Below are 18,933 nucleotides of genomic sequence, written 5' to 3'. Positions count from 1 at the left end.
CGATCACCTCTCTTCCCGCCTTCTGCGCTGGATGCGGGCCCGCAACTTCCGCCTGGCCTCCGGGCCTGCCACACCTGCGGTGGCAGGTTCAGGGGCGGCTCGCGCGGTCGGCGGCGCATCCGCGGCCAGGTAGCGTGCCAGGGCCTGGAGGTTGGGATGCCGGAACACCACGGACACCGGCACCTCACGGCCGAGCCACAGGCAGATGCTCTCGTGCAGGCGCATCAGCTCCAGGGAGCCGAGACCGGCTTCGAAGAAGTTGCCGTCCGGCTCGATGTCGAGACCGGCGATCGCGTTGATCGTCCGGGTCAGAAAGGCGCGCGGCTCTTCGAGAGCGGCGGCCGCCGCGCGGTCGTCGTGCGTGGATCGCCCCGTCATACCTGGTCCTTCCGGTCGGCGGTCACTGGCCCGCCGCCTCGATGGAGGCACGGACCGCGCTCAGGAACGCGGCCGCCTCACGGCCGTTGACGTACCGATGGTCGAAGGCCAGGCCGAGCGTGCACGCGTTTACCCGCCGGATGTCTCCATCGGGCGCTGGCCTCAGCTCGGGCTCCGTCGCGCCGATCGAGACGGCACATGTGTGGCCGGGGAAGACGAGCGGGACCGCGAGGTGGACCCCGTAATGGGTGTTGACGGCCACGAGGATGTTGCCGCCGCTCTGGTCCCGCTCCCGAAGCGTTCCCTGGACGGCGGCTCGACGCAGACGCATCAGCTCCGCCGCGATTTGGGGGAGAGAACGGGACCCCGCGCGGCGGAGCACCGGCGTCTGGAGGCGGTCCCCCGCGTCCATGGTGACCGCCACGTGCGCGTCCCGGGCGGGCACGAACCGCTCGCCGTCCACGGTCGTCGCGAACATCATGGGAAAGGCGGGCAGTTGCGCGGCGACGGCGGCCACCGTCATCTCGACCACGCCGACGCCGCTCGCCACGGCCCCTAGGAGCCGCCGCGTGGAGGCCGCGGCGGTGTCGGCGTCCACGCGTGTGCAGAGGAAGGCTGCGGGCACGGCCAGGGCGGACTCCACGGTTCGCGCCACGGCCCGCTGGGCGGGTGGCAGTGTGCGCGGGCCCTCTGCCACGCCGGCGAGGTGCCGTTCGACGTCGGCGCGCCGGACGATCTGCGACGTCAGGCCGTCGAGGGCCGCGGGCGTGAGGCCGTGCGCCCGCAGCAGCTCTCGCGCGGATTCCGTGACCGTCCACCGGGTGGACTCCTCCGCTTCTCCGCTCTCCGCCGGTGGGCCGGCCTTCGTGGCGATCCCGTCCACGATCTCGCCGATCACCTCGCCGATCCGGCACCCGGCCCCGGCCCGCGACAGCGTGCGCAGGCGCCCGGTGGCGGGACTGGTCAGCTCCTCCACGGCCTTCGAGGTCTCCACCATCACGAGCGGCTGCCCTCGGGTGACCTCCTCGCCGTCCCCGGCCAGCCACTCCAGCACCACGTACTCGATGTCGTTGCTGTTCAGCCGTGGGACCGAGATCGCCACCGGTTCTCCCCGCCCGCTCATCCGGCAGGCTCCAGCACCGCGCTCACGATGTCCTTCGCTTGTACGAGCACCGACCGCTCCAGATGGGATGCGGCCGGGATGACGCTGTTCTTCGACTGCACCATGCCGACGGGCCCGAATGGCGGTGGCCACAACTCGCGGTAGACACCGATCGCCACCTCGCCCGCCCATGAGCTGCCCGGCGGGCCGTCATCGATCACGACGACGCGCTGGGCGCGCCGTAGGACCGGCAGCACCGGTTCGAGATCCAGCGGATACAGCCGCGCCGGAACGAGGACCACGCAGATGATCTCGTGGTCCAGCAGCAGGGTCCGAGCCGCCCGCATCGCCCGATGCGCAGTGCCGCCGCTCGCGAGCAGGACCACGGGGTCTTCCTCAATATCGGGCAGGTAAGCCTCGGCCCAGCCGACAGCCGGATCGCCGTGCATCCGGTAGTGATGAGGGCCGTCGGCCCGGCCGTCCCGGTAGCCGGTCGCACCGTAGAGAACCTTGTCCTCGAACAACATCGCCGGTCGACCTCCCGCCAGGATGTGGCGCAGCAGCGGGTACGGCTCGTGGAACGGGGTGAGCTCGAACAGGTCGAGTGACGGCACACCCAGGAAGTGCTTCTGCAGGCTCTGGCTATGTGTGGGGCCGTAGCCGCGATTGCCGCCGGTCGGGCAGCGCACCAGCAGGGGGACGGGGATCGTCCGCCCGTACATGGTGACCGCCTTGCTGGCGAAGTTGACCAGCATGTCGAACGCCAGCCCGGCGAAGTCGCCGAACATGATCTCCACGATGGCCGGTTCGCCGCAGAGAGCCAGACCGGTGCCCATTCCCACGATGGCGCTCTCGCTGATCGGCGTCGACAACACGCGGCCGGGGAAGCCGGTGGACAGGCCGCGGGTCACCTTGAACGCGCCGCCGTAGGGATCGGCGATGTCCTGGCCCAGCAGGTGCAGGCCCTGGTCGTCCGCCATCAGCCGGTGGAGGGCGGCGTTGAGCTCCTGGCCGATTCTGGTGCGGGTCACGGCGCCCATGTGGCCTCCGGGCGGGCGGCGACGTCTTCGACGAGGCCGGCGACCAGCTCGCGCTGGGCGTCGTCGATCCGCCGTACCTGGTCGGGGAAGTGGTCCGCGTACGCGGGGAGCCAGTCGAGCGCGGCCGCCGCCCGCCGGTCCTCCGGCGAGCGGCTGTCGTCGCCCTTGCTGTGCGGCCCGAGCCTGGTGGTGAACGCCTCGACCACCAGAGGGCCCGCACCCGCGCGGACCTCGGCCAGGAGCGGCGTGAGGACGGCGCGGAGCAGGTTCACGTCGGTCGTGTCGGCGCCGTGGTAGGCGACGTCGAACGCGTGTGCACGCCGCTCTACCGATCCGGCCATCTGGGCCGAGGTGGCGGTGGACTGGGCGATGCCGTTGTTCTCCACGACCACGAGCAGCGGCAGCCGCCACAGCCGCGCGATGTTCAGCGACTCGTAGACGATGCCCTCGCCCCACGTGCCGTCCCCGACGTACACGCAGGCCAGCCGCCCCGGATCGTGGCGGGCCAGGTGCCGGGCGACGCCGAGGGCGACGGCGATGCCCTCTCCCTGGACGCCGGTGGACAGGAACCGGTCGCCGTAGAGGTGCTGGCTGCCGCCGACGCCCGCGCACACCCCGCCTTCCCGCCCCATCAGCTCGGCGAGCAGCCCGGCGGGGTCGCCGCCGCGGGCCAGGAAGTGGCCGTGCGAGCGGTGGTTGCCGAAGACGAAGTCGCCGGGGAGCAGCAGAGTACGCAGCGCGACCGGGACCTGCTCCTGCCCCAGGCATACGTGGATCGTGCCGGAGATCTTTCCGGCGGTGAACAGTTCCAGGCACGCCTGCTCGAAGTGACGGATCAACAGGAGCATGGCGAGGTCCTCGTCGGCGAGCCGGGAAGGCGCGGGGGATGCGGACATGTCACGCCACACCGGCGCCGGAGGACAGGACCTCGGCGACGGCCCGCACGGTGAACCCGCTCTCGTAGAGCTCGTCGACCATGATCTCGACCGAGAACCGTTCCTGCGCGGCGATGAGGAACTGGACGAAGACCAGGGAATCACCGCCGAGCTGGAAGAAGTCCGCCTCGACGGAGATCGCCGACGGGTCCCGGCCGAGCAGGCCCGCCCACAGGGTGGCCACCTCGTGTTCCCACTGCGTCATGCGGTGTGGTGCTCCTCTCCTACGCGCCTGCTTGTCGTCCCTGCCTGCCTGGTGGTGATCTCCATCACGGTCGTGGCGAGCTCGGCGAGAGAGTCATCGAGCAGCCAGTGGCCGCCGGGCAGGCAATGCAGCCGCACGTCTGCTGTGGTCTGTCTCCGCCAGCCCAGCAGGGCGCCGCGCGGGGTGGTGTCCGTGACGCCGAAGCACACGTCGATCGGCACGGGCAGCGGCTCTGCCGGTCTGTGGACGTAGTCGGCGAGGAGCGCGAAGTCCGCGCGTACCGCCGGCTCGGCGACCTCGCGCAGCCGGGCGTCGGGTGCGACCGGCAACCCACCGCTGTCGACTAGGCGACGCCACAGGCGCGAGGCCGGCAGGTCGGCCACGTCGCGGGGGAGCCGGGCGATGTCAGGGGCCTCGAACGAGGCCACCACCAGAGTGTCCGGCAGCGGCACGTCCCGTTCGCGCAGCTCTCTGGCCACCAGGAACGCCAGCAGTGCGCCCGCGCAGTAGCCGAAGAACCCGTAGCGCTCCCGGACCAGGGGCGTCACCGCGTCGGCCAGCTCGCCGACAAGGGACGCGAGGTCCGGCGGGAACGGCTCGTCGAGCCGCGCCTGCCTGCGGGGGAGGTTGGCCGCCCACAGCGACGCCTGGGACGCGACAGCTCTGGCGAACTCGAGCAACCGCCCGGCACCCGCGCCGGCGTGCGGAAAGGCGAACACGGGAACCCCTGAGTCGCCGGCCAGCGGCAGAAACCAATCACGCGAGGCGACCCCGGCCGACCGCCGGCGCGGGCCCCCGCCGCGTCCGGTCTCGTCGGGGCCGGGCCGCTGCTCCGGCACGGGCTCGGCGTCCGCCCGGCGCTCCGCGGCGCTCGCCCCGCGGGCAGCGGTCAGGTGTTCCAGCGCGGCCATGGCGCATTCGGCCACCTGACGGGCCGTGTACCGGTTCGCGACGAAGAGATGCGCCGCCGTGACCAGGTCCGTCACCAGCTCAGGGTTGTTGATCAGCCGCACGATCGACTCGACCGTCTCCTGCGGTGACCGCGCGAGCAGGTAGTGCACCCCCGCCGTGGCATCGATCCCCTCGATGCCCTTCGGGCTGGAGACGACCGGGCACCCGCGGGCGAAGGCTTCGAGGATCTTCAACCGGCTGCCGCCACCGGTCACCAGCGGGACGACGAGCACGGCGCCCGGCCAGAGCGGATCCATGGTGGCAGGGTCGGCGGTGAGCCGGGCGTTGTCCGGATAGCGCCGCTCCAGCAGCGACATCCCCGGCCGTGCGCCGGCGATGACGACCCCCAGCCCGGGAAGGGCCTGGCCGAGCCGGGGGCAGATCTCGTCGAGGAGGTGGTGGGCGGCCAAGACGTTCGGCAGGTAGTCGAGCCGGCCGGGAAAGAGCAGCCGCCGTACCGCGCCCATCGGCCGTACCTCGTCCGGCACTGGCACGACGTTCGGGACGACCGCCACCCTGTCGGCGCTCAGTTCGTGCACCGACAGGAATCGGCGGCGGTCGTCCTCGGTGCACACCCACACGCCCGTGGCCAAGCTCGCGACCGCCGCCTCGACCGCCTGCAGGTCGAGGGCCTTCCACGGCCCCGCGGGCCGCTCCGTGGTCTCGGCGCCGACGCGTCCGGACTCCTCCCAGAGCGCGGACTCGACGTTGTGCAGATCGGCCACCAGGGCGCCATCCGCGACGTCGCCGAGCAGGTCGAGGTAGCGGAACAGCTCCAGCCCGCTCACCACGATCACGTCCGGCCGGTCCCGAAGCACCTGTTCGCGCAGCTCGTCCCCGGCGCGCGGGCAGAAGTACCCGCCGCAGGGATCGGCCGGCGGCAGCCTCGGACGCGGCGGCTGGATCTCCACCGGTTCCACGAACGGGATCGACTCCGGCTGCCGGTGGGAGCACAGGGCCGGGTCAGGGCAGCGGACCGCCACGGTCGTCAACGCCGTCACCATGGACAGGCCCTGAACCAGGCCCGCGCAACGCATCGCGTACCCGCCGACCTGACGGTCCTCGGCGCCATTGGTGACGAGCAGAACACGGAGCTGCTTCGGAGGCATCGCGCTCAGCTCCTGGGACGGGCGGTCAGCGGAGGATGCGCGCCGCTTTCGTCCGGCGCCGAATCGACCCGGGCGGCCAACGCCGACAGCACGGGGTGCAGGAACACCACGTCGAGATGGAGCTCCACGCCCGTCCGCGACCTGATCCGGTTCAGCACGGTCACGGCCTGCAGCGAATTGCCGCCCAACAGGAAGAAGTCGTCCGACGGCCGGACCACCGCCACGGCCAGGACGTCCTTCCAGATCTCGCACAGCAGGCGTTCGGTGGCGGTCGCCGACGCGAGGTCCCTGCCGGCGACCGGTGGGGCGGGATCGGGCAGCGCCCACTGGTTCAGCTTGCCGTTCGGGGTGGTCGGGAGCTGGTCCAGGGCCACGAAGAAGGAGGGGATCATCGCCGTGGGCAGCTTGCCCACCAGCCTGGTCCGGTACGCCTGCGGGCTCGGCGCGCTCTCGTGCCGCGACACCACGTACGCCGCCAGCGTCGGCTCCCCGTCCGGACCCGTGCGGACGGTCACCGCCGCGTCCCGAACGTCGGGCAGCTCCCGCAGCGCGGCCTCGATCTCGCCTGGTTCGACCCGGAAACCATGGATCTTGACCTGATCGTCCAGCCGCCCGGCGAAGCGCAGCAGCCCGTCCTCACCCCACCGCGCGATGTCGCCGGTCCGGTAGAGGCGGCCGCCGGCGAACACGTCGTCCACGAACCGGTCCGCGGTCAGCTCCGGCCGGTCCCAGTAGCCGCGGGCCACGCCCGCTCCGCCGATCAGCAGCTCACCGCTCATGCCGGGCGGCACCAGGCGCAGGTCGTCGTCCACGACGTACACCCGGGTGTTGCGCAGGGGGCGGCCGATCGGTGGATCGGCCTCGACGCCGGGCAGGACCTCGGCCATGGTGGACCAGATGGTGGTCTCCGTCGGCCCGTACAGGTTGTACAGCCTGGGCCGCCGCTCCGGCGTGCCCTGGCTCTGGCACCAGGCGATGACCTCTCGCGCGGCGTCGGCCGACAGGGCCTCGCCGCCGCACCAGACCTGGGTCAGCGTCGGCACCGGACCAGCGGCCGCACGGACGGCGCGGACCAGCAGCGTGGGGGTCGCCTGCAGCACGGTCACCCCGTGCCGGGAGGCCAGATCGAGCAGTTGCTCCGGGTCCGCGACACGGGGTGAAGGCCCCAGCACCACCTGGCCGCCACAGTAGAGCGGCAGCAGCAGCTCCAGCCCGGCGATGTCGAAGCCGACCGACGTCGAGGCCAGGAAGCGGTCGTCGCCGGTGATCTTCTGGGAGTCCCTGAAGGATGCCATGACGTTGGCGAGACTGCCGTGCTCGATCACGACCCCTTTGGGGCGGCCGGTAGAGCCGGAGGTGTACATCAGGTAGGCGCTGTGGTCCGGGGCGGTCTGCGGCAGCGGGCCGGGCGGCGCAGGGGACGCGTCCTCCGGCTCGTCGTCCATCAGCAGCGTCGGAGTCCCGCCCGGGGTGACGAGCCCCAGGGCGCTGAGCTCGACGGTGGTCACCAGGGCGACCAGCCCGGCGTCCTGCGCGATCAACCGCAGCCTGGCCGGTGGATGATCGGGGTCGAGCGGGACGTACGCCGCCCCGGCCAGGTGGGCCCCGACCATCGTGATCAGCAACCACCGGTCCCGGGGCAGGCACAGTCCTACTCGCGGCTCGGGCCCCGCCTCGGACAACACGTGGCGGAGCCGGTGGGCCAGGCCGGTGGCCTGCGCGACGAGTTCGGCGTAGCCGAGCTCTCCCTCGCGGTCGACCACCGCGGTCCGGTGCGGGGTGTCCGCGGCGACGGCCAGGATGCGGTCGGGGACCAGTTCGGCGTCGCCCTCCTGCGGTCCGCGGCCCCAGTCCAGCAGCGTCCGCCGGTCCCGTTCGCCCACCCAGTCGAGGTCCCGTACGGGCCGGTTCGGTTCGGCGACCACCTGGCGCAGCAGCCGGTCGTACCGGTTGGCCAGCCGGGCGACGCTAGCGGCGGAGAACAGCTGCGTGGCGTACTCGATGACGCCGTCCACCTCGTCATCGCTCGACGTGAGCCAGAGGAGCAACTCCTGCTTGGCTGTGGCGGTGTCGGTCTCAAGCTGCTCGCACTCCACGCCGGCCAGCGCGAGCGGCTCGCCCGCGCCGCCGTGGAGCATGAAGGAGACCTGCACGAGGGGGGAGCGGGACAGATCCCGGGGCGGGGCGAGCCGGTCGACGAGGAGCTCGAAGGGGTACTCCTGGTGCGCCAGCGCCCGCAGGCCGGCCCGCCTGACCCGGTTGAGCACCTCCATGAAGGTCTCGGCCCCGGCCAGGTCGATCCCGAAGACCAGCGTGTTGATGAGCGGCCCGACAACGTCGGCCAGTTCCTGGCGGGTGCGTACGCTGACCGGCGAGCCGATGAGCAGTTTGTCATGATCGGCCCACCGGCGCAGCACGAGGGCGAACACGCTCAGGTACACCATGAACGGGGTCGCGCCCGCCGATCGGGCCAGCTCCCTGACGCCCTTGGCGTCCTCGGCGGGCAGACGGAACCGGTGGGTGGCCCCATCGGGAAGCAGCCGCGCCGGGCGGGGCCGGTCGGCCGGAAGTTCGACAACGACCGGAAAACCGGCCAGCTCCTGTTCCCAGAACGTGCCGTGCGCCGCGAACTCGGGTGTGCGCCGGACTTCTTCCGCCCACACCGCGTAGTCGGCGTACTGCAGGCGCGGGCCGCCGGAGGCGGGCCGGCCCTCGGTGATCGCCTCCCGGTACGCCTGCGACAGCTCGCGCCGGATGATGCCCAGTGAGGCATGGTCCGCGACGGCATGATGCAGGACGAGAACCAGGCAGGAGCCGTCGTCTTCGGTCTCGATGAGGGCGGCGCGTCCGGCCGGCGCCGCCGCCAGGTCGATCGGCTCCCGGACGAGCCTGTCGGCCAGGCCCAGCGCGGCCTCCCGGGAGCCGGCGGTGAGCCTGTGGAGCGGAAAGACGCAGCTCGGCCTGATGTACTGCGTAAGCTCGTCGTCCAGCAGCCCGAAGCAGGTGCGCAGCGCCTCGTGGGTGGCGGTCACGTGGTCGAGGGCCGCCTGCAGCGCGGCGGCGGACACGGGGCCGCGCAGCCAAAAACGCAGGGCCACGTTGTTCTGCGGGCTGTGCGGGGCGAGCCGGTCGGTGAACCAGAGCTGACGCTGCACCGGAGTGGCCGCGACGACGTTCTCCGGCCGTCGCGGGCGCTCCGGCTGGACTGGGCCGGTCAGGTCGGGACGCGTCACGTCGCACCCTCCGAAAGTCTGATCAGGTGGCGTTCGAGGGCGTGCGGGTCGAGGGAGGCGATGAAGGCGTCGGCGGCGGCCCGGGATCTCGTCGCGATGTCGCGGTGATGCTCCTCGTCGGACAGCAGGGCGCCGAGCGCCCGCCGCCACGGTTCCGGGTCCTGCTCCGGCACCGTGGGGACAGGACGCCCCCTGGCCAGGCGGTACGCCGTGACGGGCCGCACCGGCAGGCGGTACGGCACGCCGAGCTTGGCCTCCCGCAGGCCGCCGACATCACTGGCGAGCACCGGAACTCCCTCCGCCATGGCCTCCACGCACGTGTAGCCGAACGTCTCGTCCCACAGCGAGGGCATCACCAGCGCCCGGGCCGATCGGAGGAGCGGACGAAGGTCCGGCTCGGGCTCACGGATCGTCACGTTGGGGGCCGCGTCCAGCGCCGCTCGGTCCTCGGGCGTCGTGCCCCAGGTCGGAATCGCCACGAACCGCTGCTCGGGGAAGGCCGCCGCCAGCGCCAGGAACAGCTCGATGCCTTTGACCGCGCACGGATTGACCATCACCGTCTCGCTGCGGGTCGCGGGCGGGCTGGAGGGGGGTGGCCGGTCGGCGTAGACGTGCGGCCGGATGACGACGGAGGGCAGCCCGGCCCACCGCGTCAGGTGCGCGGCGGCGGCCTCGCTCACCGACACAACGGCCCCCGCCTTCCGCAGCAACCGGGTACCGGCCGCGCTGGGATAGTACGCGGCAGGCCCGAACGGCAGTTGCTGAATGGTGTGCGCCACATACACCACTCGCGCCGGGTCGTAGGCCACGGCGGCGCCCAGCATGAGCTGTCCAGGGTCGTCGGAGGGAACCAGCACCCAATCGGGGGATTCCGCACGCAGCAGACTGGCGGCGGTCGCCGGCAACGCCCGGCCGTGACACAGCCTGACCCGAACGCCGGCGATCAGCCTGTCCTCGGCAGGCGGTGCCGAGGGGGAGGAGACGAGAGCGAGCACCATGCACTCGTGGCCTCGAGCGGCCAACAACTCCATCCAGCGCCGGCCGCTGCGGTTCGCGCCGCCCAGGGCTGGTTCGTAGTACATGTTCTGAAGCAGCATGATGCGCACTTGGTGACCCCTCAGTCACGACGCGTAGGCTGATGACGCTCGTGGCCCCAGTAATCTCACGCCCGGAGTGAGTCCGGCATGTCCCAGAAAATGGTCACAGAGGGCCTGCGTCCGTCGCGCATATGATCGCGATCATCGCGTTCGTGTGCCTGATGGGGGGTGGGATGCGGGATCGGATCATGACCCTGTTCCGCCGACGACGAGCAGCACTGACCGGCTGGCTCGGACTCGTCAGGCTCCTGCCAGGCGCCGGGCCGGGCCTGTTGCTCACCGCTGGGGCACTGGCCGTCGCGGCCGGCCTGCTGCCGCTGGTGTTCATCGTCGCCACAGCCAAGGCGCTGGAAGGCGTCCTCGGTTCCCCCGTTCCCGGCGGGTCCCCGTTGTCGGGCGCGTTACCCGCGCTGATCCTGGCCGGTGCGGCATCGTGCGCGATGTATCTGGTCGCGCCGGTGCAGTCGGCGCTCGCCACGCAGATGGCCCGGCGCATCGACGGACGCCGGGCCGGCCACTTCATGTCCATGGCACTCGCGGCGCCGCTGCCGGCCGTGGAACGCGACGAAGCCCGCACGCTGGCCAACGACGTGCGAACGGCGTTCGTCGAGACCGGGCAGACGCCGGGGACGGGCGCGGCCGCGCTGCCGCCGCTGGCCACCCGGTACCTGCAGCTGGGATCGGCGCTGGTGCTGGCAGGTGTGCAGTTGTCTTGGGGCGCGGCGGCGCTGGTGGGGGCGGCGGCGCTGGTCTTACGGTGGGGGCAGCGCGGGGCCCTGGACAGGTTCGGTCTGGCCTGGCTCGAACTGGGCGCCCAGCGGCGCCGCTTCCTGTACCTGCACGCCCTGGGTGTGGTGAGCCGCACCACCAAGGAGATCCGTTCGCTGAGCCTGTCGGACTGGTTGGACGTGCGGTACCAACGAGAGTCACGTGACTATCTGACCAAGTTGTGGGCGGAGCGGCGGCGTATCTATCTCAGGCCGTTCTTGGGTTACACGGCCATCGGCCTGATCGTCTCCGTCGTCGTCTTCGGGACGATCGCGACCCACCCGCAGTACGCCTCGGACCCGGTCGGCCTCGCGGTGGCGATCCAGGCGCTGCTCATGCCGCTGCGCTTCGGCGGGCACATCGCGGAAAGCGACGTGCAGACGCAGTTCGGCATCATCACCGAGCGCAGCATCGAGGAATACGGCCACCAGGTGAGCGTCAGGACGAACGCGCCGGCACTCCTCCGCCTTCCCACAGCGGGCTCGCCCTCTCCGGCCATCGCCCTTGAGGGAGTGCGCTTCCGCTACCCGGGCAGCGCCGATGAGGTCCTGTCCGGCGTCGACCTGGTTCTGCCCGCGGGCACGTCGACCGCGATCGTCGGGATGAACGGAGCGGGGAAGAGCACCCTGGTGAAGCTCCTGACCGGCCTCTACCAGCCCGCCCTCGGCGCCGTCACCGTGGACGGAGTGGATCTGGCCACGTCGGACCCGGCGCACTGGCAGCGCCGGCTCTCGGTGACCCTGCAGGACTTCTCGCGGTACGAGCTGACCCTGCGCGACAATGTCACACTGGGCTCCTACGGAGGCGTGCGCCAAACGACCGACGACGGCGTGCTCGCCGCGCTGCGCAAGGCGCACGCCATGGACGTGGTGGCCGCCCTTCCCCGCGGCCTCGACACCGTGCTGTCCCCGGCGCAGGAGAACGGGGTGGGACTATCGGGAGGCGAGTGGCAGCGCATCGCGCTGGCCCGCGCCCTGTACGCCGTCGGAAACGGGGCCTCCGCCCTGATCTTGGACGAGCCCACCGCCCAGCTCGACGTCCGCGCCGAGATCGCCTTCTACGAGCGCTTCCATGAACTGACCGAGGGGCTCACCACGGTGGTGATCTCCCACCGCTTCTCCACGGTGCGGCGGGCGGACCACATCGCGGTGCTGGCGCGGGGACGCATCACCGAATACGGCACGCATGACGAGCTCGTCGCCGCCAGCGGCGAGTACGCGCGGCTGTTCACCCTGCAGGCCGCGAAGTTCGCCTCCAAGCCCGAGGCGAACGCCTCGGGCTTGGAGGCGGGCGGATCACGGGGAGCGAGGACGTGAGCCGGCTGCGGGCCGGCCGGCTTCTCCTGACGCTGGCCTGGGAGATCGACCGGACCCGGCTGCTCGGCTCGGCGGGTCTGATGGCCCTGGGCTACCTCGCCACCCCGCTCGTCGCCATGGTTCTGCGGGTTTTCACCGACGCCGTGCTCACCGGGCAGGACGGCCAGGCCGGCACGGCGGCCGGCCTGGCCGTCCTGCTCGGCGTGCTGCTGGCCATGGAGCGGATGTGCGCGCACTTCGCCCACCTGATGTACCACGAGCTCGGAGAGCTCGTCCAGGTCCGGCTCAACGCGCGGTTGTTCCGTGCCGCCAACGACGACGTCGGCCTGCTCCGCCGCGAGCGGCCCAACTACGCCGACACCCTCTACCTGGTCCAGAACGGCCTGTGGCAGACGACCGCCGCTCTGGAGGCCGCGCTGCAGGTCGGGGCCCTGCTCGTCCAGCTCGTGGCCGGCACGGTGCTGATGGCCGGGCTGAGCGGCTGGTTCGTCCTGCTGCCCGCTTTGGCCTTCGTCCTCATCTGGACCAGCCACTGGGCGGAGGGCGTCACTAACCGTGCCCGCGAGCGGAGCGCCGGTCAGGCGCGACTGGCCGGGCACTTCCTCGAACTCGCCACTGACCCGGCGACGGCCGTGGAATCGCGGGTGCTGAACCTGCGGGCGGAGATGGTCGTTCGGTTCGAACACGCCTGGCAGTCGGTGACGGGCATCCTCTGGCGCGGCCAGCGGACGGCGATGGCCATCCGGTCCGCCGGCCAGATCGTCTTCGCGCTTGGGTACGCCAGCGCGTTGGCCGTGGTGCTGACCGAGGTCTCCGCGGGCCGGGCCACGACCGGCGACCTCGTTCTGGTGCTGGCCCTGGCCGTACAGATCAGCATGCAGATCGGTGCCGTCGTGGCTCTCCTGGCCGTACTGCACCAGATGGGGAGAACCGTTCAGTGGCTGGACTGGCTGGCGAGCCAGCGTGAGTCCCTGCCCGAGATCGACGTTCTGATGCGGGCGGCGGGTGCCGATCAACCGCCGGGCATCACGCTGAACAACGTGTCGTTCGCTTACCCGGGCCGTACTGAACCGGCACTGCGCGACGTGTCGGTCGTGCTGCCCGCCGGGGCGGTCGTGGCGGTCGTGGGCGAGAACGGTTCAGGCAAGAGCACTTTGACGAAAGTATTGTGCGGCCTGTACTCACCGACGGTGGGGCATATGAGAGTGCACGGCTTCCCGCCCCCGCCGGCTGACTCCCCCGCGTCGCCAGCCCGCTTTCCTGCGTCGCCGGTCGACGCCGAGCGGCTCCGGAGCTCGGTGCTCTTCCAGGATTTCGCCCGGATCGAGCTGAGCCTGTTGGAATCGGTCGGAGTAGGGGACCAGGCTCGCCTGAGGGAGGCGGCGGTATCCGACGCTCTGGATCGGGCCGGTGCGGGGGAGCTTGCGCGAGAGCTACCCGATGGTCTGCGTTCGGTGGTCGGCGTCCGCTATGCGCCGGGTGTCGATCTGTCCGGAGGGCAGTGGCAGCGGGTGGCCCTGGCCCGTACCCTGATGCGGCGAGATGTTGATCTGCTGGTTCTCGACGAGCCGGCTTCGGCCATGGACGCATTGGCCGAGCATGAGCTGTTCGAACGTTTCCGGCTCGCTGGCAGATCCGGTGGAGGTGGCGGGGCCGCGGTCACCGTGTTCGTCTCCCACCGGATCTCCACGGCCCGCATGGCGGACCTCATCCTCATGCTGAAAGGTGGGCGGCTCGTCGAATGGGGAACCCACGAAGATCTCCTGGAGTCGGGTGGGCTGTATGCGGATCTCTTCCACGAGCAGGCCAGCGGCTACCAGATTGGGCAGTCCGGAGGAAAGGCGTCCAATGATGTCTGAGCTTGATCTTCAAGTGCGCCACGAGCGCGGAAGGTGAGGTTGTTGTGTAGGTAACCTTGGATGCGGTGCTGTGCAGGAGATGAAGGTCTGGCCCTTCGGCGTCGCCCTGCGAGGAGAGACGTCAAACCACCTCAAGCTGCGTTGGCTGATTGTGTCCTGAACGCGAAAGGGAGTTGATCGTAGGACAGCTTCTGTAAACGGTGCCGGAACCTGTCAAACCCGGTGAGACGTCAGGCTACTTGCGCGTTTTGTGGTGAGGTGTCGGTCTCGGAGATCACGGGTGGCTGGTTGATCCACACCTTGGTCGGCAATGCCGGTGGGTAGGGGCGCCGGCCGCGGAACCGTTCCGGATGCGCCTGGAAGGCCGCGTGGAGGGTCGCGATCCGGCGGGCCTGGATGTACACGGCGGTGCCGTCGTGCACCGAGGCGGTGCATCGCGATCCCGGAATGACGATGCTCGTGATTGTAGTAGCGGAAAAATTGGCCGCAGAAAACGTTGGCGTCTTCGATGGATCCGAACCGTCCAGGAAATGCCGGGCAATATTTGAGGGTTTTGAACTGCGCTTCCGAGTACGGGTGGTCGTTGGACACGTGCGGCCGGGAATGCGATTGATCGATGCCGAGCAGCGCGAGCAGGCCGGTGACGGTGTTAGAGGTCATCGACGTACCGCGGTCGGCGTGGATGGAGCGAGGCGCGACGTTATTGTTGGCGGCGATTGCGTTCTGAATGAATCCTTTGGCCAGAGTGCCGTTTTCGGTGGGCCAAATCTCCCCAGTGAATGACTTTGCGGGAGAAGATGTCAATGATGACGTACAACAGATAGTAGACGCCTCGCACCGGGCCTTTCAGTTTGGTGATGTCCCACGACCACACGAGGTTGGGGCGGTCGGCCTCCAGTTCGGGTCTGCTGGTCGGCGGGCGTACGGCCTGGGCACGCCGCTCGCCACTTTGCCCCCTTTCGCGCAGCAGGCGGTACATGGTGGCCTGCGAGCACAGGTAGACACCCTCATCCAGCAGGATCGCCCACACCTGGCCGGGCGACTTGTCGGCGAAGCGGGCGGAATCGAGCACGGCCAGCACCTGCTCGCGCTCGTCGTCGGACAGTTCGGCCGGGTGATGGAACGGCCGGCGCGGTCCATGTACGGGCGGGCGCGGATTTCGCCGGCGGTGCACCGTGGCCCGGGATCTCCCGAACACCGCGCATGCCTTCACCGTGCCGACCGACACCTCCAGAGCCGGGAAATACTCGTCCAGGACCCGATTCAGTTCGTGTCGGAGTCCGCGCTGCTTGAGATGTCCCGAAGCAGCGCGAATGCTGATTCGATATTCGGTGAGAAGGTGCGCGCGGCAGCGAACCCCAGCCGGTGATCTTCGGTCAGGGCGGAGGGAACGTTCAGGGTGTCAGGCCGCGGCGTCTCCGAGGACGACGGGGCGGCCGGTGAGCTGTTCGAGCTGGCGCATCAGGTTGCGGGTTTGCCGCTCTTTGTTGATGCGGGATTCGTAGAAGCCGGGGCCGAGGTCGTTGAAGCGGGCATCGGGGTCGGACAGCAGGTGCCAGGCAATGGTGAGGACGGAGTTCCCGACGGCGACGAGGGCTCGTCGTTTGCCCCGGCGTTTGGCGATCCGCCGGTATCTGGCCCCGAGGAAGGTGTCGGTGCGGGAGGTGGCGATGCCGATTTCGCCGAGCGCGCCGCTGAGCCAGTTGCCCTTGCCGGTCGTGGAGCTCTTGGTCTTGCCGGCCGATTGCCTGGTTTGTGGGCTATAGCGCGCCCAGGCCACGAGATGGTCGCTGGAGGAGAAGCGGGTCATGTCCACGCCGATCTCCGCGATGATCTCCTGGGCGGAGCTCCGGCCCACGCCGGTCACCTCGATCAGCTGGTCAACCTGGACCGTGAACGGCTCCATCACCTGCTCGATCTTCTGCGACAGTTCGCCGATGCGTGCGGTGAGGTCGTCGATGCGGGCCAGCATCATGGTGCACAGGAAGGCGTGATGTTCATCGAAGTGGCCGGTCAAAGCCTCTTGAAGAGCGTCCAGCTTGGCACGCATCTTGCCGCGGGCCATCTCAGCGAGGACCTTCGGCGAGCGTTCGCCATCGATCATGGCTTGGAGCATCTGGCGGCCGGAGACGGTGAGCAAGTTACTGATCACGCTGGTCAGCTTGATCTGGGCGTCTTCAAGGATCTTCTCCAGGCGCTGCTTCGCGCTGCTTCGCTCACGCACCAGGGTCCGTCGATACCGGGTCAGGTCCCGTAGCTGCCGGATCGGCTTCGGTGGCACGAAGCTTGGCCGGCACATGCCTCGCTCGACGACCTTCGCCAGCCAGACTGCGTCGAGCTTGTCGGTCTTGGGACGGCCGGGCACGTTCTTGACGTGCTTGGCGTTCAGCAGCCAGCACTCGAACCCCTCGGCTTCGAGCAGGTAGAACGCCGGCTTCCAGTAGTCCGACGTCGCCTCCATCGCGACCAAGGTGACGCCCTGGCAGCGCAGCCGGTCAGCTAGCGCCAGCAGAGATCGGGTCGTGGTGGCGTACTCACCGACCTCCTGCAGCCTGCGGCCGGGCTTGTCCTCATGCGGGACCCGGATGCACGCCATCAACGTGCTCTTGCCAATGTCCAGGGCGGCGACTCGCTGCACGAATTCTAACGGTTCCTCGGTCTCCTGCACGCCACGTCTCCAGTTCGAAGGGAAGGTGATCGACGCGTGGCTGCCCGCGGGAGCAGACGGGGACGGTAAGAGGCGGATTCGCGTGCTCGAAGCAACAAGGCAGAGCCCCTGAAGCAGCTCCCAGCGTCAGACTTTTCCACGGGCTCGGCTGGCACCAGGCATTCTCGACGTCGGCGGGCAACAACCCCCGAATTTCACCGCAGGCAGAGCGTCACCGTGGTGACATCAGGGACTTTTCCCGCAATATCCAGCGCGGTTTTGGTTTTCCCCAGCTCGCCGGCCAGTTTCTCGTTGCGGGACTCGAGTTTTTCGGTATTGGCTTTGAGTTTCTTGTTCTCGGCCCGCAGCCGGGCCAGTTCCTCCGACTCGGCGCTCTTGTGCGGCCGGCCGGTCGAGGCCGGGAGTGTTCCGCTCTCAGCCTGCTTTCTCCAGTGCACGATATGGGAGTGGTACAGCCGTTCCTTGCGGAGCAGTGCGCCCCGCTCAGGGCTGCCTTCAGGCAGCGCGTCGAAAGCGGCCAGGATCCGCGCCTTGTAGGCCTTGGTGAACGTCCGCCGCTTGGGCCGGGTCGGCTGCTCATCGGTCACCCGACCATCCTGCCCCGTCAAGGCGCTCTGATCGGCGAGGGTCATCGTCACTGTCTCGATCGTCCTGTCTCGCCCTGCTTCACATCAAATGGACTCATCTGTCCCATGTATCACAGCAGTCTGACAGAGAGGGCCGGCGCTGCGGCTGGCTGAGCGGGCAGGCCTGGAGCGTTTGACCGGTGAGCATGTGACGCGGGCAGCGGCAGGCGGGGTGAACGCTCCTGCGAAGCTCGCCTCGATCGTGGCCGGGATGGCCTGCGGCGCCGACAGTATCGACGGCCTGGGCGCGCTGCGGCACGGCGGGATGGGCAAGCTGTTCACCGGCATCCGCGCGCCGTCCACGCTCGGCTCGTTCCTGCGCGCCTTCACCTGGGGCAACGTACGCCAGCTGGACACGGTCGCCCGGCAGGTACTCGCCGCACTGGCCCGGCACACGCCGCTGCTGCCCGGCGCCGACGTGCTGGCCTTCCTCGACATCGACTCCATGCAGCGGCGCACCTACGGCTATGCCAAGCAGGGCTCCGGCTTCGGCCACACCAAGATCCAAGGAAAAAAGCGTTCTGGTCCGCGGGCTCAACGCGCTGACCATCACCCTGTCCACCCCGCTGGCCGCCCCAGTCGTGGCCGCGACCCGGCTGCGCGGCGGCAGCGCCAACCTTAGCGGCCACTTCTCGTTCTCCTTCGTATGCCTTCGACAGCTGTGAAGGATCGCGGAGTGGCCGCCCTCATGTCACATCGATCTTCCCTCACGGGCATCAAAGCGACGAACGGACTCAAACCCGTACACCACTTCCGTGGACGCTAACCCACCTCCTCCTCCCTGTCCGGTCGGTGGTGAGCGACCTGCGGGCCGGGTTCGCCTACCTGCTCACGACGCCGTGGCTGGTCGGCACGCTGGCGTTCGCCGTCACGCTCGTCCTGGTCACCATCGGACCGATCCAGGTCCTGCTGCCGTTCACGATCCGCGACCAGGGAGCGGGCGGGCCTCAGGCGTACGCGCTGGCCCTCGCCTGCTACGGCCTCGGCGGGGTGATCGGCTCGCTCACGATGTCGGCGCTGACCTTCCCCGGCGCTACCTGTCCGTGATGCTCCTGACCTGGGGTGGAGGCTGTCTTCCGCTCGCCGTCCTCGGCGCGGCCGACCAACTAGGGGCCATGATCGCCGCGCTCTTCCTGTGCGGCGCCCTTACGTCCGGCGCGGGCGTCATCTGGGGAACACTGCTGCAACGTCGCGTCCCGCCCGCCATGCTCGGCCGGGTCTCCAGCCTCGACTTCTTCGTTTCGCTCAGCGCGGCTCCCCTGTCCATGGCGCTGGTCGGCCCGGTGGCAGCCGCCTGGGGTAGCCGGCCTGTCTTTCTCGTGGCCGCCGTCGCCCCGCTGACGGTCGCCGTACTGGCCATCGCTCTCGCCCGCCTCCGGCGTGACGAGATCGACCACCCCCTCACCCGCGCGCGATGAGCAGGATCATGGACGGGCATCAAGGCGGGCGGGCGCTGTGCCGTCGCGCAGCGCCTTCAGCGCGCCGCCCCAGGCGACGACCTCGTCCAGCATGGCGCGGACGCTCGCCCGGCCCGCGCCGTACAGGGCTCGCATATGGGCCGCACGCAGCCGCTCCCGGAGCGGGTGGCGGCGGATCAGGTCGCCGAGCTCCCCGGCGAGAAGACCGTGCTCGCCCAGCTCCAGGCG

18 protein-coding genes and 1 pseudogene are annotated in these 18,933 nt (G+C 70.0%); 5 read left to right on the top strand and 14 right to left on the bottom strand.

From position 1 onward, the window contains the following. Positions 1-3: 3 nt before the first annotated feature. From GUY59_RS33415 to GUY59_RS33380, 8 genes are read right to left on the bottom strand one after another with little or no spacing between them, the layout of a single operon-like run. Positions 4-378 (bottom strand): acyl carrier protein, encoded by a 375-nt coding sequence (locus tag GUY59_RS33415; protein WP_138205684.1) that lies wholly within the window; start codon positions 376-378, stop codon positions 4-6. Positions 379-400: 22 nt separating this feature from the next. After that, positions 401-1,480, bottom strand: a complete 1,080-nt coding sequence (locus GUY59_RS33410; protein WP_161714823.1) for a 2-oxo acid dehydrogenase subunit E2 — start codon at positions 1,478-1,480, stop codon at positions 401-403. A gap of 17 nt (positions 1,481-1,497) precedes the next feature. Beyond that, positions 1,498-2,520: an alpha-ketoacid dehydrogenase subunit beta gene (locus GUY59_RS33405; RefSeq protein ID WP_138205688.1), complete on the bottom strand. Its 1,023-nt coding sequence runs from the start codon at positions 2,518-2,520 to the stop codon at positions 1,498-1,500. Continuing rightward, positions 2,508-3,416 (bottom strand): thiamine pyrophosphate-dependent dehydrogenase E1 component subunit alpha, encoded by a 909-nt coding sequence (locus GUY59_RS33400; protein ID WP_138205690.1) that lies wholly within the window; start codon positions 3,414-3,416, stop codon positions 2,508-2,510. Before GUY59_RS33400 ends, GUY59_RS33405 begins: the two co-directional genes overlap by 13 nt. A gap of 1 nt (position 3,417) precedes the next feature. Next, on the bottom strand, positions 3,418-3,660 hold the full coding sequence (locus GUY59_RS33395; RefSeq protein ID WP_138205692.1) for an acyl carrier protein: 243 nt from the start codon (positions 3,658-3,660) through the stop codon (positions 3,418-3,420). After that, positions 3,657-5,720, bottom strand: a complete 2,064-nt coding sequence (locus tag GUY59_RS33390; RefSeq protein ID WP_138205694.1) for a thioesterase domain-containing protein — start codon at positions 5,718-5,720, stop codon at positions 3,657-3,659. Before GUY59_RS33390 ends, GUY59_RS33395 begins: the two co-directional genes overlap by 4 nt. 5 nt (positions 5,721-5,725) lie before the next feature. Continuing rightward, positions 5,726-8,953 carry a non-ribosomal peptide synthetase gene (locus tag GUY59_RS33385; RefSeq protein WP_161714822.1) on the bottom strand — a complete coding sequence of 1,076 codons (3,228 nt, stop codon included), beginning with the start codon at positions 8,951-8,953 and terminating at the stop codon, positions 5,726-5,728. Beyond that, positions 8,950-10,050, bottom strand: a complete 1,101-nt coding sequence (locus GUY59_RS33380) for a glycosyltransferase family 4 protein (RefSeq protein WP_138205698.1) — start codon at positions 10,048-10,050, stop codon at positions 8,950-8,952. Before GUY59_RS33380 ends, GUY59_RS33385 begins: the two co-directional genes overlap by 4 nt. A gap of 188 nt (positions 10,051-10,238) precedes the next feature. Here GUY59_RS33380 and GUY59_RS33375 point away from each other — a divergent pair, with 188 nt between their 5' ends. Beyond that, positions 10,239-12,134, top strand: a complete 1,896-nt coding sequence (locus GUY59_RS33375) for an ABC transporter ATP-binding protein (protein WP_138205700.1) — start codon at positions 10,239-10,241, stop codon at positions 12,132-12,134. Beyond that, positions 12,131-13,993, top strand: coding sequence for an ATP-binding cassette domain-containing protein (locus GUY59_RS33370; RefSeq protein ID WP_138205702.1), 1,863 nt, complete (start codon positions 12,131-12,133; stop codon positions 13,991-13,993). Before GUY59_RS33375 ends, GUY59_RS33370 begins: the two co-directional genes overlap by 4 nt. 230 nt (positions 13,994-14,223) lie before the next feature. On the opposite strand, the gene GUY59_RS49230 is transcribed toward GUY59_RS33370, so the two are convergent. From GUY59_RS49230 to GUY59_RS33350, 5 genes and pseudogenes are all read right to left on the bottom strand, one after another. After that, the gene (locus GUY59_RS49230) at positions 14,224-14,415 is read right to left on the bottom strand and encodes a hypothetical protein (RefSeq protein ID WP_138205704.1); all 192 of its coding nucleotides are present in this window, start codon (positions 14,413-14,415) and stop codon (positions 14,224-14,226) included. Between the two features lie 76 nt (positions 14,416-14,491). Beyond that, a pseudogene (locus tag GUY59_RS51505) lies at positions 14,492-14,797 on the bottom strand (DDE-type integrase/transposase/recombinase); the annotation flags it as partial. After that, positions 14,694-15,221, bottom strand: a complete 528-nt coding sequence (locus tag GUY59_RS47805; RefSeq protein ID WP_201761642.1) for a hypothetical protein — start codon at positions 15,219-15,221, stop codon at positions 14,694-14,696. The pseudogene GUY59_RS51505 and the gene GUY59_RS47805, both read right to left, overlap by 104 nt. Positions 15,222-15,395: 174 nt before the next feature. Then, positions 15,396-16,661 carry an IS110 family transposase gene (locus tag GUY59_RS33355; RefSeq protein WP_138205706.1) on the bottom strand — a complete coding sequence of 422 codons (1,266 nt, stop codon included), beginning with the start codon at positions 16,659-16,661 and terminating at the stop codon, positions 15,396-15,398. 194 nt (positions 16,662-16,855) lie between these two features. After that, on the bottom strand, positions 16,856-17,299 hold the full coding sequence (locus GUY59_RS33350; protein ID WP_138205708.1) for a hypothetical protein: 444 nt from the start codon (positions 17,297-17,299) through the stop codon (positions 16,856-16,858). A 160-nt stretch (positions 17,300-17,459) separates the two neighbouring features. Here GUY59_RS33350 and GUY59_RS33345 point away from each other — a divergent pair, with 160 nt between their 5' ends. The 3 genes from GUY59_RS33345 (at position 17,460) to GUY59_RS33335 (ending at position 18,705) form a co-directional block, all read left to right on the top strand. Continuing rightward, the gene (locus tag GUY59_RS33345; RefSeq protein WP_138205710.1) at positions 17,460-17,909 is read left to right on the top strand and encodes a hypothetical protein; all 450 of its coding nucleotides are present in this window, start codon (positions 17,460-17,462) and stop codon (positions 17,907-17,909) included. A 173-nt stretch (positions 17,910-18,082) separates the two neighbouring features. Next, entirely contained in the window at positions 18,083-18,334 is a 252-nt protein-coding gene (locus GUY59_RS33340) for an MFS transporter (protein WP_161714821.1), read from the top strand. Then, the gene (locus GUY59_RS33335) at positions 18,334-18,705 is read left to right on the top strand and encodes an MFS transporter (protein WP_138205714.1); all 372 of its coding nucleotides are present in this window, start codon (positions 18,334-18,336) and stop codon (positions 18,703-18,705) included. The genes GUY59_RS33340 and GUY59_RS33335 overlap by 1 nt, the downstream gene beginning before the upstream one ends. A 6-nt stretch (positions 18,706-18,711) precedes the next feature. Here the strand turns inward: GUY59_RS33335 and GUY59_RS33330 are convergent. Then, the coding region (locus GUY59_RS33330; RefSeq protein WP_138205716.1) for a BTAD domain-containing putative transcriptional regulator at positions 18,712-18,933 on the bottom strand (222 nt) is incomplete at its 5' end.

The sequence above is a fragment of the Nonomuraea sp. K271 genome (assembly GCF_009908215.1).
In the GTDB taxonomy this organism is placed as follows: domain Bacteria; phylum Actinomycetota; class Actinomycetes; order Streptosporangiales; family Streptosporangiaceae; genus Nonomuraea; species Nonomuraea longispora.
Note: the sequence above shows the minus strand (reverse complement) of the source record. Positions and strands in the feature narration are given on the sequence as shown.